Origin of the sequence: Sphingorhabdus sp. (assembly GCF_044239045.1) — a bacterium.
Lineage (GTDB): Bacteria > Pseudomonadota > Alphaproteobacteria > Sphingomonadales > Sphingomonadaceae > Sphingorhabdus_B.
In genome coordinates this window covers 20687-35911 of record NZ_JBIICD010000019.1, presented here as the reverse complement: position 1 = coordinate 35911, position 15225 = coordinate 20687, and the positions used below count along the sequence as shown (strand labels likewise).

Below are 15225 nucleotides of genomic sequence, written 5' to 3'. Positions count from 1 at the left end.
CGTCATCGTCATCGCCCATCGCGGCGCGAGTGGCGAGCGGCCCGAACATACGCTGGCAAGCTACAGCCTCGCGATTGAACAAGGCGCCGACTATATTGAGCCGGACCTTGTGCTGACCAAGGATGGCGTTTTGGTCGCGCGGCATGAGAATGAGATTTCCGAAACTACTGACGTTGCCGACAAGGCCGAATTTGCCGACCGCAAGATGACCAAAACCATCGATGGCCAGAAAATGACGGGCTGGTTTACCGAGGATTTTACCCTCGCCGAATTGAAGACGCTGCGCGCGAAAGAACGCCTGCCGCAATTGCGTACGGCCAATATGGCCTATGACGGGCAGTTTGAGATACCAACTTTTGACGAGATCCTCGCGCTGGCCAAGGCCCAAAGCGCGGCAACGGGGCGGACGATTGGCATTTATCCCGAAACCAAGCATCCTAGCTATTTCACCGCCATTGGTTTGCCGCATGAAGCGCCATTGCTGGCAGCACTCACACAATATGGCCATGTTGAAAAAAGCGCGCCTGTATTCATTCAGTCCTTCGAAGTCGAAAATCTAAAGGCCTTGCGGCCCAAGACCAAATTGCGCTTGATCCAGTTGATTGCAGAAACTGGCAGCCCCGCAGACCATAGCGGCCTGACCTATGCCCAAATGGCAAGCGCAGAAGGCCTGAAAACCGTTGCAACTTATGCCGATGGCATTGGCCCCAACAAGGCAATGGTGATTCCGCGCACTTTGCTGGGCAATCTGGGCGATCCGACGACACTGGTTGCCGACGCCCATAAGGTCGGCCTTGCGGTCCACCCCTGGACATTCCGCCGCGAAAATTACTTCCTACCATTGGCGCAAAAATCCGGCGTTGATCCGCGTGGGCATGGTGACTTGAAGGCCGAGATAAAAGCGTTTTTGGCCACGGGTATAGACGGCATTTTCAGCGACAATGTGACAGAGGCGGTTGCGGCGCGGGGCCACTAACGATCAGGCCAGTCGCGTCAGTCCTGCTGCCATTGAAAAACCTCCTCAAGCGGTTTGCCAAAGACATGCGCGATTCGAAACGCGACCTCAAGCGAGGGTGAATATTTACCCTGCTCAATGGCGGCGATGGTTTGGCGCGTGACGCCCACCTTGTCCCCCAAATCGCCCTGCGTCATTTCGCCTGCCAGAAAGCGTAAGGTTTTAATGTCGTTGGTAAAGGGTGCCTGCGCCATCGCTCAATAACCGCGCCGGTAAAGATGCAACTGCGCACCTACGCGGATCAATTCTGCCGACACCAACGTCGCCATCAAAATATTGACCGACCAGCCGTAGCTTAGGCCATTAATGAGGGCAAAGATATTGGCCCATATCCCGAGAACTAACGGGTAATACGCCGCATGGGTTCCCTTCAGATGAATCGTTTTTTCGCGTTCATCTTCTTTAAGATTTGCCTCTTTTGGTGTGCGGATAGCGAACCAAACAGTCCCCGCTACCATCGGCACCAGAAAAATGATGGTCGTCGGAATAAGCATCCAGACTGATGTCAGCATACCAGCGCGCGTGTTGGCGACGGCCCAAGGGTAAGATAGGAAATACCAGCCAAAGCCCAGTATGAGACTTAGAAAAGCCACCCAGTGAATTTTCTCACGAAACGACATTAGCACATCTCCATGTTAATTGATTCGCACTTAATGTTATATATTTTTAACATTGCGTCAATCAAATCGAACATCTTGCCGTTCTTTCTTTTGCCCGGGGCGTTTAGCGGCTAAGCCCTTGCGCTATGTCTACGCATCCTAAAACGCTCACTTTCGACACATCCACCAGCCGTGCGAACCCGACGCCGTCGCCGATGAAGCGCCTGACCGTGCCGCGCATCCGGCAGCAAAAGGGTAAGGAGCCCTTGGTGATGCTAACGGCCTATACCGTCCGCATGGCGCAGTTGATGGACCCGCATTGCGACATGCTGCTCGTCGGTGATTCGTTGGGACAGGTGATTTACGGCCTGCCGCATACCGTGGCGGTCACGATGGAAATGATGGCAGCACATGGCGCGGCGGTTGTGCGCGGCAGCTATCACGCCGCCGTCATCGTCGATATGCCCTTTGGTTCTTATGAAGCTTCGCCCGAGCAGGCATTTGTCAACGCATCGCGGCTATTGAAAGAAACCGGCGCAGCAGCCGTGAAGCTGGAAGGCGGCAAGGTGCTTGCACCGACCGTGGAATTCCTGACCTCGCGCGGCATTCCGGTTATGGCGCATGTCGGATTGACCCCACAGGCGGTGAACATCCTTGGTGGCTATGGCGTGCGCGGCAAAAGCCCAGAGGAAGCCCAATCCATCGTCGAGGATGCGATTGCCATGTCCGACGCGGGGGCATTTGCCATGGTGATTGAAGGCGTGCTGGAACATATCGCCATCGAAATCACACAGAAAGTTGCTTGCCCAACCATCGGCATTGGCGCGTCGGCGCAGTGCGACGGCCAAGTGTTGGTCGCCGAAGACATGCTCGGCCTGTTTGATCGCGTACCGAAATTCGTCAAGAAATTCGGTGACATGGGTGTCAGCGTCGAAGACGCTGTACGCGCTTATGCCGCTGGCGTCCGGGACCGCAGCTTCCCCGGACCTGACCAGCTGTATCAGCCTGTATAAAGCAGGCTGGTCTATCGGTCCAAGTCGGGCTAAGGACAGCTCTGACCAATTTTGACTAAACAAATTCGGAGGCCCTTTTGGCTTTGACACCGACTAAAACGCCCGCGGATAAAGACCGGAGCGGCAGCGACGAAGCATTTTTGCGGGAGGTCGACGATGCCGTCCGCGCGAGTGATCTGACCAGTTTTTGGACACGTTATGGCCGCTGGCTGTTGGCGGCACTGGTGGCCGGGCTTTTGGCCTTTGGCGGCTGGATAATCTATCAAAACCAAGTGCAGGCCGCAGCAGACCTGCAAAGCGAAGAATTTGTCGACGCCATGGACAAGTTGCGCGCTGGGCAGGAAAAAGAGGCCCGCGCCAAATTGGCAGTGCTCGCCAAAGCCGATCAGCCCGGATATCGCGCCATGGCGCAATTGGTCGAGGCAAATCTACTCGGCGAAGATGGTGAGACTAAGAAGGCCATTGCCATCTATGCTAAGGTGGTCGGCGATGACAGTCTGCCACAAACATTCCGCGATTTGGCACTGATCCGCCAAGTAAGCGCTGAGTTTGATTCCCTCCCGCCGCAGCAAGTGATTGACCGGTTGAAACCGCTTGCTACCGCTGGTCACCCTTATTTCGGTAGCGCCGGCGAATTGACCGCCTTGGCCTATATCAAGATGGGCAAAGACAATATGGCCGGGCCAATTTTTGCGCAGATTGCGAAGCAAGAGGATGCGCCGCAGACCTTGCGTAGCCGTGCCCAGCAAATGGCCGGTGCGCTGGGTATCGATACCGTTCAGCTTGACGTAAACCGCAATGCGGCATCGAAGGCTGGCGATACCGCCGCCAAAGGAGAGTGATAGTGAAGTCCATATCCAAATTGCTTCTGGTGCTCGCCGCGACAACGACGCTTGGTGGCTGCGCCGTCCTTGACGGTGTGCGCGGTGATGCCGGTAAGAAAAACAATACGCCAACTGTCGGCGCACGCGTCAGCATCTTGGGCACAGAGCGTGACACCGAAGTCGATGCGTCCTTGGCGGATGTCGCTGTCACCCTGCCGCCAGCAACAATCAACGAAGCATGGGCACAACCCGGTGGTAATGCGTCGAAATCGCCCGGCCATGTCGCACTTGGTCAAGGCCTCGCGCGCATTTGGACCGCAGATGTGACGGGTGCCAATCCGCGCGCGCGCCTGGCCGCGAGCCCGGTGATGAGCGATGGTCGCGTCTATGTCGTCGACACCACGGCCCGCGTTACCGCATTTGATGCGAACACCGGCGCCCAAATCTGGTCGAACGCGTTGGAGGTTGACAGCGACGGTAAGCCATCGCGTTATGGCGGCGGCGTCAGCGCCACCAGCAGCAACGTCTTTGCCACCAATGGCGTCGGCGACGTCGTCGCGCTTGCGGCAGACACGGGCGCGCTTGTTTGGAAAAAGCGTCCAGCCGGCCCGTTGCGCGGCGCGCCCACATTGTCCAACGGCAACCTATATGTGATGACGCAGGACAACCAGATTTACGCGCTGCGCCAAAGCGATGGTGAACCGCAATGGAGAGAAGCCGGCCCTGTCGCGGCATCAGGCATTTTTGGCGTTGGCGCCCCTGCCGCAGCGCAAGGCACCGTCATCGCTGGCTATTCCAGCGGTGAGTTGGCCGCCTATCGTTATGAAAATGGCCGCAGCCTGTGGAACGATACCTTGTCGCGGACCGCGATGTCGACGTCGGTTTCGACGCTGACCGATATTGATGCCGACCCTGTCATTGACCGTGGCCGCGTCTTCGCATTGGGCAAAGGCGGACGCATGGCGTCCTATGAACTGGTAACGGGCCAGCGCATTTGGGAAATCAACATTGCGGGGATTTCAACGCCGGTGACGGCGGGCGAATGGGTGTTCGTCATGACCGACGAAGCACGTTTGTTAAGCGTTGCACGTTCCAGCGGTAAAATCCGCTGGATTTCGAAGCTGCAACGTTATGAGAATGAAAAGAAGAAAAAGGGCCCGATCAGCTGGTATGGCCCGATACTCGCGGGCGGTCGCTTGATCATTGCCAATTCGCGCGGCGCAATCTGGGCGGTGGCGCCGGAAGATGGCACTGCGACTGAGGTTGCCGACCTGAAATCCGACGTGTCGCTTGCGCCGATTGTCGCCAATAATACTTTATATATTCTAGATGATTCCGGCCGCATCTCCGCGTTTCGCGGCTAGGCCCTAAAGGAGAGTAGCGGCATGTTGCCGACCGTAGCCATTATTGGTCGGCCTAATGTCGGCAAGTCCACTTTGTTCAACCGGCTGGTTGGCAAGAAGCTTGCTTTGGTCGATGACACGCCGGGTGTCACGCGCGATCGCCGTGAAGGCGAAGGCCGCTTGTTCGATTTGGAATTCACCATTGTCGATACCGCGGGTTATGAGGATGAAGATCCCGACACCCTGCCCGGTAGAATGCGGATGCAAACCGAGGCCGCAATATCAGGGGCGCAAGTTGCCCTGTTCTTGATCGATGGCCGTGTTGGCGTGACCCCGCTCGACGAAGAAATTGCCCGCTGGCTACGCAGCAGTGCGACGCCGGTCGTACTTGCGGTCAATAAGGCCGAAGGCAAGCAAGGCGATAATGGCATCTTAGAAAGCTATGCGCTGGGTTTTGGCGACCCCATCGCGATCAGCGGCGAACATGGCGAAGGTATGGCCGACCTGTTTCAATCTTTGCTGCCGCATATTGACGGCGGCGCGTTTGAAGTGCCGGATCCCGAAGCGCCCGACGCCATTTTGAAGCTGGCGATTGTGGGGCGTCCAAATGCCGGAAAATCAACGCTGATCAACAAGTTGTTAGGCGAAAACCGCCTGATTACCGGCCCTGAAGCCGGGATTACCCGGGACAGTATTTCGGTGGACTGGATCTGGACAGACCCAAGCCCGAAAGAAGGTGAGCCCGATGAAGAAGGCAATATCCCGCCTTTGCTGACCGAACGCCGCGTGCGCTTGATTGATACCGCCGGCATGCGAAAGCGCGCCAAGGTGCAGGACAAGTTGGAAAAGCTATCGGTCGCCGACGCACGCCACGCAATCGACTTTGCCGAAGTTGTCGTGCTGCTGCTTGATGCGACCAAGGGTTTGGAAGTTCAGGACCTGAAAATTGCCGACCATGTGATTCAAGAGGGCCGCGCGCTGATCATCGCGATCAACAAATGGGATGTGGCGGTTGATGGCAGCGGGCTTTTCAAAGGCATTCGTGCCGCGCTCGAAGAAGGCCTGTCGCAGTTGAAGGGCGTTCCAATGATCGCGGTATCGGCATTGACCGGCAAGGGTCTTGATCAAATGATTTCCGCCGCGTTCGATGCGCGCGAAGCGTGGAACAAGCGCGTGCCAACGGGTATACTTAACCGCTGGTTTGAAGCTGCGATTTCGGCCAACCCGCCCCCTGCCCCTGGCGGCAAGCGGATCAAGCTGCGGTATATGACGCAAGCGCGGAACCGTCCGCCAACCTTTGTCATCTTCGGCAACCGGACGGACGAGTTGCCCGCCAGCTATGCGCGCTATTTGCTGAACGGTATTCGCCGCGATTTAGATTTCGGCGCGGTGCCTGTGCGGATCAACTTCCGTTCGTCGAAAAATCCATTTGCGGATAATGGATAAGCCGACCGCGCTTTAGGTTCAGTCCTCAATTGGTTTTGACTGCAACTGCACGTAATTTTCCATGCCCATGCGTGCAATCAAGTCGAACTGCTTTTCCAGCATATCGACATGTTCTTCTTCGCTTTCCAATATGGATGCGAATAGGTCCCGGCTGACATAATCGCGGACGCTTTCGCAATGCGCGATGGCATCTTTGAGCAGAGGCAAAGCTTCATATTCAAGCTCAAGATCGGCCTTCAGGATTTCCTCAACAGTCTCGCCAATGCGCAAACGGCCCAGCATTTGGAAATTGGGTAGGCCATCCAGAAACAAGATCCGTTCCGACAATTTGTCGGCATGCTTCATCTCGTCGATCGATTCATGCCGTTCAAAATGCGCCAGCCGCGATACGCCCCAATTGTCGAGCATGCGGTAATGCAGCCAATATTGATTGACCGCAGTCAGTTCATTCTTGAGCGCCTCGTTCAAAAAATCGATGACTTTTGCATCACCCTTCATGGCCATTTCCTTTAGGTTATTTGCGCATATGTTAGCGCGTTAATAGAACGCCGTGAAGGCGGAAAACGGCAGAAAAGCTGATTTTTTCGACGCGCTATTGCTAAGCGGTTGCAGGTCCGGCGCTGATAATGTTTCGCGCGAACGATAGGCACTGGCCACATTTTGGTTTACGCCCCAGGCGCGCATACACGTCATTTGGACGCTCGGCAGGACAACGCACCGCAGCACGCAGGTCTTTTTCCTTGATAGCATTACAGATGCAAACGACCATGGATTAACTCCTATGGAATCGCATTATCGTTAATGCGAACTGATTGCAATAGCATTAACGACGCATCAATTGCACTTTCCCGCGCGCCAAGCTCCGCCATAGCCATTCCAGCGGACCGTAATGATATTGCATCAACCATGGCTTTGACCACAGCAACATCACCGCCCAAGCCCCCAGCACAAATACCCACAATCCGGCGCGGCCGACATCGCCGAACAAGCCGAGGCCATAGCCATAAAAAATCGTCGTCATAATAATGCTCGTGCCCAGATAGTTACTGAACGCGGCGCGCCCGGCCGCGGCGACCCGCAAGAGCATCGGGTGGTTGCGATAATGGCCGATGAGCAGGATCAATAACGCCGCATAGCCAATCGTCAGCATCAAGCGCGGGATTCCCCCCCAGAAGTAAAAAATCGCAAGCGCCGTGATCCGGTCGAAATCAACGGCGGCCATCCAAACGGCCAAGCCTGCCGTCAGCAACAAGCCAAGCGGTACCATCCGCTTGGCCCAGCGCTGGTAATCGGCCGCATCCCAACGACCTGTGATGAACCCGCTTTTTTGCATCGCCATACCAATCATCATCAGCGGCAAAGTTTCGCCAATGGACTGCAACACCATGATAAATGGCGTGCTCCACGCGTCAAACTTGTCCATCACGATCGCGCCATAGCTGCCCCTGTGCAGCGCGAGGTCAGGCGCAATGTTAAACGCAAGATCAGCGCTCGCCATCAGTTTGCGAAACTCCTGGGCCATGCCTGCGCTCGCATCAGGCCGGGTTGCAAAATATTGAAAGGCCTGAAGCCCTCCAAATTGTACGCCCCAGAGCGCCAACCCAAGGGCAAAAATGATTAAAGCGACCTTTATCAATCGTTTTGGCGTCCAATCACGGAAACGAAAGGCGATCATGCCGATCATCGCATAGAGGAACAGGATGTCGCCAAACCAGATGAAGAAATAATGTGCGAGGCCAAATAGAGCGAGCCATGCCATGCGACGAAAATGCACCTGCGCCGGGCTTTCGCCATTTGCCGCAGCGCGGTCGATGACCAGCATCATGCTCGCGCCAAACAAAAGCGAGAATAGCCCCCGCATTTTGCCGTCAATGAAGATGAAGGAAAATGCCCATGCAATTTTGTCGGCCAAAGTGTCGGTGCCATAAGCCGCAGGCGTGACATAGGCCCATTCGGGCATCGCAAAGCCGATGATATTCATCGCCAAGATACCCATCACCGCAAAACCGCGCATCGCGTCCAAGCTGATGTGCCGTTGTTCTAAATTTTGCATGGCCAACCCCCTGTATTATGATATTAATACAGCCCATGCGCATGCGCGTCCAGCGGATATTTTTTGTTATTGACACCAGTGTAGGTAATTTTTAACGTGCCTTTCATCTTAGTTTTGGATTCGTCATGACTGAACTATATTTTTCGCACCCCGACCGCCCGCCAGCTAAAATTCAACCGCTGAAGGCATGGCGTCATTTTCGTAAGCTGATTGCCAACAAAGAAGACACCGAGCAGGTCTTTCACATCATTGCGGCCTTAAGCGGCAGCAAGTTCGGTAAGATGGCGCTGAAATTCTGGCAAACGCCAAAGGGCCGGGCATTGCTTGAAAGCAATGAGCGCCTGATTGATATGCTCGATGATCATGACAGCATCAAGAAGCTTCCCGAGGGAACGGTTGGCCGCGCTTATGTCGCGTTCATGGAGCGCGAGGGTCTAAGCGCTGCGGGTCTTGAGGCGGAATATGCCCAGTTCCGGACAACATATCCGGTTTTTGGCGATGTGGTCGAACGTTATGGTGACCGCTTGCGCGACACGCATGACATGCTGCACATCCTCACTGGCTATGGCCGCGACGCGCTGGGTGAACAATGCGTGTTGGGCTTTACCTATGCGCAAAACCACAATCTTGGCGTCGGCTTCATTGCTTATGCTGGGGGATTAGAGTTGAAATACCGCGTTACGAAATCGGCGCCGATTATGAAAGCGGTGCACGAAGGCTATCGTATCGGCAAAGCTGCAAAGAACATCGCTCAGGAAGACATCGCAGCCTTGTTACGCGAGCCGCTGGCTGATGCCCGTAAGCGCTTAGGGATAACCGAGCCGAAGACCTATCATGCGGCCCACGCCGCGATGCGGTCAGAAGGCATTGATCCGTATAATTTGCTGGCTGCGACGGCTTAACCTTAGGCCTGCATTCCTTGTGCCTCGACCGCGGTTGAGGGCAAGAGCATCCGGCGCATTTAGCGACAAATCTCGACACGAACGGGGACCGGTGGCGTGTACCCTTCGTCACGCTTACCCCCGACGTCACCCTGAACTTGTTTCAGGGTGACTGATAACTGGGTGGGGGGACCCTTCTCGTGCGCCGCGCGGGGGCGAGAGGTCCTAGCCTTCCATCCAGTCTTTGAAGAAGCTGTCATGCGCGGTGCGTAAATCGGCGATTGCCACCGAAAAGCCCCGGCCAGTAACCGCATGTCCAGTTACCGTGCCAATCCGCGTGATCGGAATACCCGCCGCCTGCATAAGTTCAGCGTGCGCAGTGGTGACAACAAAACGCGCCTGATCCTCGCCAAAGGCCGTGGCGGCATCACCGATGTCGGTAAGGACGCAGCCGCGACCGCTGGCGAGCGCCATTTCGGTCAACGCGACCAGCAAGCCGCCATCGGCCACATCATGCACCGCGTTCACCATGCCGTCATGAATAAGCTGACGCACATATGCGGCATGGGCCCGTTCCTGGGCGAGGTCGACAGGCGGCGGCGCGCCGTCTTCGCGGCCATGCAATTCACGCAGCCATAGAGACTGGCCCAGATGCCCATTGCTATCGCCAATGACGAAAATGCCGTCGCCTTCGTTCTTGAACGCGATGGTCGCCATCTTGCTGACATCTTCCAGCACGCCCACGCCGCCAATCGCTGGCGTTGGCAAAATCGCACTGCCGCCACCGGTTGCCTTGCTTTCATTATAGAGCGACACATTGCCCGACACGATCGGATAATCGAGCGCGCGGCAGGCGTCGCCCATGCCCTCCAGACAGCCGACAATCTGCGCCATGATTTCGGGGCGCTGCGGATTGGCAAAATTGAGGCAGTTGGTGATCGCGAGCGGCGTTGCACCAACGGCGCTGATGTTGCGATAGGTTTCGGCCACCGCTTGCTTGCCGCCTTCATAGGGGTCGGCATAGCAATAACGCGGTGTGCAATCGGTGCTCATCGCCAGCGCGCGATTGGTGCCGTGGATGCGGACCACGGCAGCGTCGCCGCCCGAAAGCTGCGCCGTGTCGCCACCGACTTGGCTATCATATTGCTGCCAGATCCAGGCGCGGCTGGCGAGATCGGGACAGGCCATGAGCTTGAGCAAATCCGCGCCAAGGTCGTGGCTGGTGGGAATGTCGCTTAAGGGCTGAACCTTGGCCCATGCCTTATACGCTTCCTTTGACGCGGCGGGACGGTCATATAAAGGTGCGTCTTCGGCCAATGGCCCAAGCGGAATGTCGCAGACAATTTCGCCCTTCCATGTCAGCACCATATGGCCCGTGTCGGTGACTTCGCCGATGACCGCGAAATCCAGTTCCCATTTGTCGAAAATCGCCTTGGCAAATTCTTCACGGCCGGGCTTGAGCACCATGAGCATGCGCTCCTGGCTTTCGGACAGCATCATTTCATACGGCGTCATGCCTTCTTCGCGGCACGGCACCTTGTCCATGTCGAGGATAATGCCCGCTTTGCCATTGGTCGCCATTTCGACGCTGGAACTGGTCAAACCTGCGGCGCCCATATCCTGAATCGCAACAATGGCGTCCGACGCCATCAGCTCAAGACACGCCTCAATCAGAAGCTTTTCGGTAAAGGGATCACCCACTTGAACCGTCGGGCGCTTCTCCTCAATATCCGCGCCGAAATCGGCCGATGCCATCGTCGCACCGTGAATGCCGTCGCGGCCTGTCTTTGACCCGACATAGACGATGGGGTTCCCAAGGCCCGTTGCGGCAGAATAAAAAATTTTATCTTGGTCCGCGACGCCGACGGTCATCGCGTTCACAAGGATATTGCCATCATAAGCGGGATGGAAATTGGTCTCGCCGCCTACGGTCGGCACGCCAACGCAATTGCCATATCCGCCAATGCCGGCAACGACACCTTGCACCAGATGCTTCATCTTCGGATGGTCGGGCCGCCCGAAACGCAGCGCATTCATATTGGCCACGGGCCGCGCGCCCATGGTGAACACGTCGCGCAAGATGCCACCTACGCCCGTCGCCGCGCCCTGATAAGGTTCGATGTAAGACGGGTGATTATGCGATTCCATTTTGAAGATCGCGGCGAGCTTCGTGCCATTTGGACCATCGCCAATATCGATCACGCCTGCATTTTCACCGGGACCGCAAATGACCCAAGGGGCCTCAGTCGGCAATTTCTTCAAATGGATGCGGGAGGATTTGTAGGAGCAATGCTCCGACCACATCACCGAGAATATGCCAAGCTCGACCAAATTGGGTTCGCGCCCCATGGCGTGCAAAATGCGCGCATATTCTTCTTCATTGAGACCATGGTCGGCGACGATTTGGGGCGTGATTTCGGACATGCAACGGCCTTAGCGAGACCGCTTGTGTTTATCTAGCCTGTTTGGTTGCGATTAAGCGCAAATTGGCCAATCCCATGCCCCGAAAACGATACGGCCCCCACGCAGTGCATGGAGGCCGTAAAAATTGTCCGGGGGCGGGGGAGAGAGGAGGAGAAAGCCGCCCGGTCAATGTGCGTTCGGCAATCGCTTGCCGTTGATCTCCAAATAAGGACAGGATGTAATTGCTGCAATTGCGAAAAGAATAGGGCTAGTTGCGTGTTTTGCAACTAGCCCTATTCTTGTTGGAAACGCGTTAATGGCGCTTCCAAATTATAGCGAAAAACCCAATTAAGGCGCGATACCATTGCCCGGCAGCGACGCATTGACGATGCCGCCATCGCACGCGATGGTTTCGCCCACGATATAATCACCAGCACGTGCGGCGAGGAAGATCGCAAGCCCAGCCATATCCTCCGGCGTTCCGATTCGTGGGAAGGGAATATTTTTGCCCACGGCATCGGCATGGTCGCGCGCTGCTTTGTTCATGTCTGACTGGAACGCGCCCGGCGCAATACCCGACACAAGGATATTATCCTTTACGAGTTCAGCCGCGAGGCGACGCGTCAAATGGATAACGGCCGCTTTCGACGCCTGATAGCTATAGGTTTGCCACGGGTTGATGCGCAGGCCATCGATCGATGCGATGTTAATGACCTTACCGGGGCGGTCAAAACTGGCCGCTGCCTTCAACTGCGGGTGCAAGGCTTGCGTCAAAAAGAACAAGGATTTGACGTTCAGGTCCATCACACGGTCCCAGCCGGCTTCGGGGAATTGGCCGAAATCCGCGCCCCAGGCTGCGCCCGCATTGTTCACCAGAATATCGACCTTTTTTTCACGCGCCGCAATTTGTTCGGCCAATGACAGGCAACCGTCCACAGTCGAAAGATCGCAAGGCAGACCGATGACCTGATTGCCGAATTCGGCGACGGTTTCCTCAATCTGGTCGACCTTGCGTGCGCTGATATACACACGTGCTGCGCCCGCTTTCAAATAGCCTTCGACAATCATTTTGCCGATGCCGCGCGATCCGCCGGTGACTAACGCCACGCGGCCATTGAGGTTGAATAAGGTTTGAATGTCCATTTGCGGTTTCCTTTTAATAACCGTTCATCGTCGCTACGCGGTCTGCGTGGTAATAAGCATCGCCGAAAAATTCGTTCAAGCTGCGGTCGCGCTTCATATATAGGCCGATGTCATATTCGTCCGTCATGCCGATGCCGCCATGCATTTGCACGCCTTCGCGCACCGAAAGATTGCAGGCTAGGCCCGCTTTCGCCTTAGCCGCCGCAACATAAAGCTCGGCCTTGGCATGGCCTTCGTCCATTAAGGATTGCGCCTTCAGCACAATCGAACGCGCGCCTTCCATTTCGCCATATAAATGTGCCGCGCGATGTTGAAGCGCCTGAAATTCACCGATGACGCGGTCGAATTGCTTGCGCGTCTTGAGATATTCAAAGGTCATGTCCATCGCGCCCGTGCCAACGCCGACCATTTCGGCCGCGGCGCCAACCCGTCCGGCGTCGAGCATTTTGGACAGCACCGCCCAACCGCCATCAACCTCGCCAATGACGGCGTCGGCATCCAGCTGCACACCGTCCAGCTTTACATGCGCAGCAACAGCGGAATCGACAAGCCGTGCCGCCTCCATCGAAAGGCCCGCCGCGTCCTTGTCCACCGCGAACAAGGTCAGACCATCGGTTTCGCCAGCCGCACCCGCGGTACGCGCCGCAACGATCAGCATGTCCGATGACGCGCCTTGGACGACAAATTGCTTTTGACCGGTCAGCTTAAAGCCATTGCCGCTGCGTTCCGCAACGCAGGCGATTTTCTCCGGCCGGTGCTTGACGCCTTCTTCAATCGCAATGCCGATCACGGTTTCGCCAGCCAATATGCCGGGGAACCAACGGTCGCGCATCGCCTTGTCCGCCAGCTTCAATGCCTCAACAGCCGCCACCGATGTGGTTAGGAAAGGCGATGGTGACAGGTTGCGGCCAATTTCTTCCAGCACGATGCCCGCCTCAATCTGGCCCATGCCCATGCCTCCATCGGCCTCGGGAATGAGGATGCCGGTAAAGCCTATTTCAGCGAATTGCTTCCATAAGCCATGGCTGAAACCGTCTTTGCACCCCATATCACGGAACTTGCGGAAATGGGTGACGGGCGCTTCGCTCGCCATAAAATCCCGCGCAGTGTCGCGCAGCATATTCTGGTCATCGTTTAAGGTCATTGCCATTGTCTTAAGCCCCCGGCATTTCGAGGATGCGCTTGGACACGACGTTCAGCATCACTTCGCTGGTACCGCCCTCAATTGAGTTCGCCTTGGTCCGCAGCCAGTTGCGCGCTTTGGAGCCGCCATTGGCGCGTTCGCTTTCCCACTCGAGCGCTTGACTGCCGCCAATCGACATGACCAGTTCATTGCGTTTCTTGTTCAATTCGGTTCCGACATATTTCATCAGGTTGGAATAAGCGGGATGCGCCTTACCGGTTTTCCATTCGTCCATAAACCGCTCGCCATGCGCACGGAAGGTGAGGTTATCGACATCGAACAATGCCATTTGTGCGCGGAGCACAGGCTCTTGCGACAAGGTCGCCTTCATCGCCGCGCCAATCGAGGTCACGCCGCCATCGCCGCCCATGCCGGAGATCATCTCGCGTTCATGGCCCAGCAGATATTTTGCCACATCCCAGCCGCGATTTACCTCGCCAACAATCTGGTGCTTTGGCACGACCACATTGTCGAAGAATGTTTCGCAGAAAGGCGAATTGCCGGAGATCAGCTTGATCGGCTTGGTCGAAACGCCCGGCGTTTCCATGTCGAATAACAAGAAGCTGATTCCCTGATATTTGTTCGTCTTGTCGGTGCGGACTAGGCAGAAAATCCAGTCAGCTTTGTCCGCATAAGACGTCCAGATTTTCTGGCCATTGACGACCCAATGGTCGCCCTTATCTTCGCCAAAGGTTTGCATCGACACCAAGTCGCTGCCCGAACCGGGTTCGGAATAGCCCTGACACCAGCGGATTTCGCCACGGGCGATCTGGCCCATATAATGCACCTTTTGTTCTTCGGTGCCGAATTTCAGCAAGGCCGGGCCAAGCATCCAGATGCCGAAGCTGTTGAGCGGCGAGCGGCAGCCAAGCTTTGCCATTTCCTGACGCAATATTTTTGTTTCCTGCGGGGAAAGACCCGCGCCGCCATAAGCCTTGGGCCAATCGGGTACCGTATAGCCCTTGGCGACGCAGCGTTCGAGCCACAGTTTCTGCGCTTCGGATTGGAAAACAAAATTCCGTCCGCCCCAGCAAACGTCTTCATCACCTTTGGCCGGTGTGCGCATTTCGGCGGGGCAGTTTTCCTCCAGCCAGGCGCGCGCCTCGGCGCGGAATGTTTCAAGGTCGGACATGACGATCTCCTGTTTAATTGCTTGATGAATTTTTGGGCGGTCACGCACCGAAACGCAAGCCCTTATCGGTGAGCGATGCATGCCGTAACGTCATTTGCATCGCGATTGACAGGCTGGGACGCGGCCCTAGCATAGCAACGGGATATAGGAGAGAAACATCGTGCGATTCGCCGGAAAACACGCCTTTTCG

At 56.2% G+C, this 15225-nt stretch carries 15 protein-coding genes; 6 read left to right on the top strand and 9 right to left on the bottom strand.

The genetic code is table 11. The annotated features are described in order from the left end of the window. Positions 1-4: 4 nt before the first annotated feature. Positions 5-976: a glycerophosphodiester phosphodiesterase gene (locus ACILP4_RS08420; protein WP_395620289.1), complete on the top strand. Its 972-nt coding sequence runs from the start codon at positions 5-7 to the stop codon at positions 974-976. A 17-nt stretch (positions 977-993) separates the two neighbouring features. Here ACILP4_RS08420 and ACILP4_RS08415 read toward each other — a convergent pair whose 3' ends face one another. Further along, complete coding sequence (locus ACILP4_RS08415; RefSeq protein ID WP_395620286.1) at positions 994-1209, bottom strand: helix-turn-helix transcriptional regulator; 216 nt, start codon at positions 1207-1209, stop codon at positions 994-996. 3 nt (positions 1210-1212) lie between these two features. Then, on the bottom strand, positions 1213-1635 hold the full coding sequence (locus ACILP4_RS08410; protein ID WP_395620285.1) for a hypothetical protein: 423 nt from the start codon (positions 1633-1635) through the stop codon (positions 1213-1215). Between the two features lie 125 nt (positions 1636-1760). On the opposite strand from ACILP4_RS08410, the gene panB reads away from it, so the two are divergent. The 4 genes from panB to der all read left to right on the top strand — a co-directional run bounded on the left by panB (position 1761) and on the right by der (position 6240). After that, positions 1761-2627 carry a 3-methyl-2-oxobutanoate hydroxymethyltransferase gene (gene panB / locus ACILP4_RS08405; RefSeq protein ID WP_395620284.1) on the top strand — a complete coding sequence of 289 codons (867 nt, stop codon included), beginning with the start codon at positions 1761-1763 and terminating at the stop codon, positions 2625-2627. Between the two features lie 77 nt (positions 2628-2704). Continuing rightward, the gene (locus ACILP4_RS08400) at positions 2705-3469 is read left to right on the top strand and encodes a tetratricopeptide repeat protein (protein ID WP_395620283.1); all 765 of its coding nucleotides are present in this window, start codon (positions 2705-2707) and stop codon (positions 3467-3469) included. A gap of 11 nt (positions 3470-3480) precedes the next feature. Beyond that, on the top strand, positions 3481-4815 hold the full coding sequence (locus tag ACILP4_RS08395; protein ID WP_395620288.1) for a PQQ-binding-like beta-propeller repeat protein: 1335 nt from the start codon (positions 3481-3483) through the stop codon (positions 4813-4815). Between the two features lie 21 nt (positions 4816-4836). Next, positions 4837-6240 carry a ribosome biogenesis GTPase Der gene (der, locus tag ACILP4_RS08390; protein ID WP_395620282.1) on the top strand — a complete coding sequence of 468 codons (1404 nt, stop codon included), beginning with the start codon at positions 4837-4839 and terminating at the stop codon, positions 6238-6240. A gap of 18 nt (positions 6241-6258) precedes the next feature. On the opposite strand, the gene bfr is transcribed toward der, so the two are convergent. The 3 genes from bfr to ACILP4_RS08375 form a co-directional block, all read right to left on the bottom strand. Then, complete coding sequence (gene bfr, locus ACILP4_RS08385) at positions 6259-6738, bottom strand: bacterioferritin (protein WP_395620281.1); 480 nt, start codon at positions 6736-6738, stop codon at positions 6259-6261. 100 nt (positions 6739-6838) lie between these two features. Next, positions 6839-7009, bottom strand: a complete 171-nt coding sequence (locus ACILP4_RS08380) for a bacterioferritin-associated ferredoxin (protein WP_395620280.1) — start codon at positions 7007-7009, stop codon at positions 6839-6841. 54 nt (positions 7010-7063) lie between these two features. Next, a complete protein-coding gene (locus tag ACILP4_RS08375) occupies positions 7064-8293 on the bottom strand; it encodes a DUF418 domain-containing protein (protein WP_395620279.1) in 1230 nt (409 codons plus the stop codon). A 125-nt stretch (positions 8294-8418) separates the two neighbouring features. On the opposite strand from ACILP4_RS08375, the gene ACILP4_RS08370 reads away from it, so the two are divergent. After that, a complete protein-coding gene (locus tag ACILP4_RS08370) occupies positions 8419-9195 on the top strand; it encodes a Coq4 family protein (RefSeq protein ID WP_395620278.1) in 777 nt (258 codons plus the stop codon). Between the two features lie 204 nt (positions 9196-9399). Here ACILP4_RS08370 and purL read toward each other — a convergent pair whose 3' ends face one another. The 4 genes from purL to ACILP4_RS08350 form a co-directional block, all read right to left on the bottom strand. Next, on the bottom strand, positions 9400-11598 hold the full coding sequence (gene purL / locus ACILP4_RS08365; protein WP_395620277.1) for a phosphoribosylformylglycinamidine synthase subunit PurL: 2199 nt from the start codon (positions 11596-11598) through the stop codon (positions 9400-9402). 327 nt (positions 11599-11925) lie between these two features. Beyond that, a complete protein-coding gene (locus ACILP4_RS08360; protein WP_395620276.1) occupies positions 11926-12720 on the bottom strand; it encodes an SDR family NAD(P)-dependent oxidoreductase in 795 nt (264 codons plus the stop codon). A gap of 13 nt (positions 12721-12733) precedes the next feature. Further along, the gene (locus ACILP4_RS08355) at positions 12734-13870 is read right to left on the bottom strand and encodes an acyl-CoA dehydrogenase family protein (protein WP_395620275.1); all 1137 of its coding nucleotides are present in this window, start codon (positions 13868-13870) and stop codon (positions 12734-12736) included. A gap of 4 nt (positions 13871-13874) precedes the next feature. Next, entirely contained in the window at positions 13875-15035 is a 1161-nt protein-coding gene (locus ACILP4_RS08350) for an acyl-CoA dehydrogenase family protein (RefSeq protein WP_395620274.1), read from the bottom strand. Between the last annotated feature and the right edge of the window lie 190 nt (positions 15036-15225).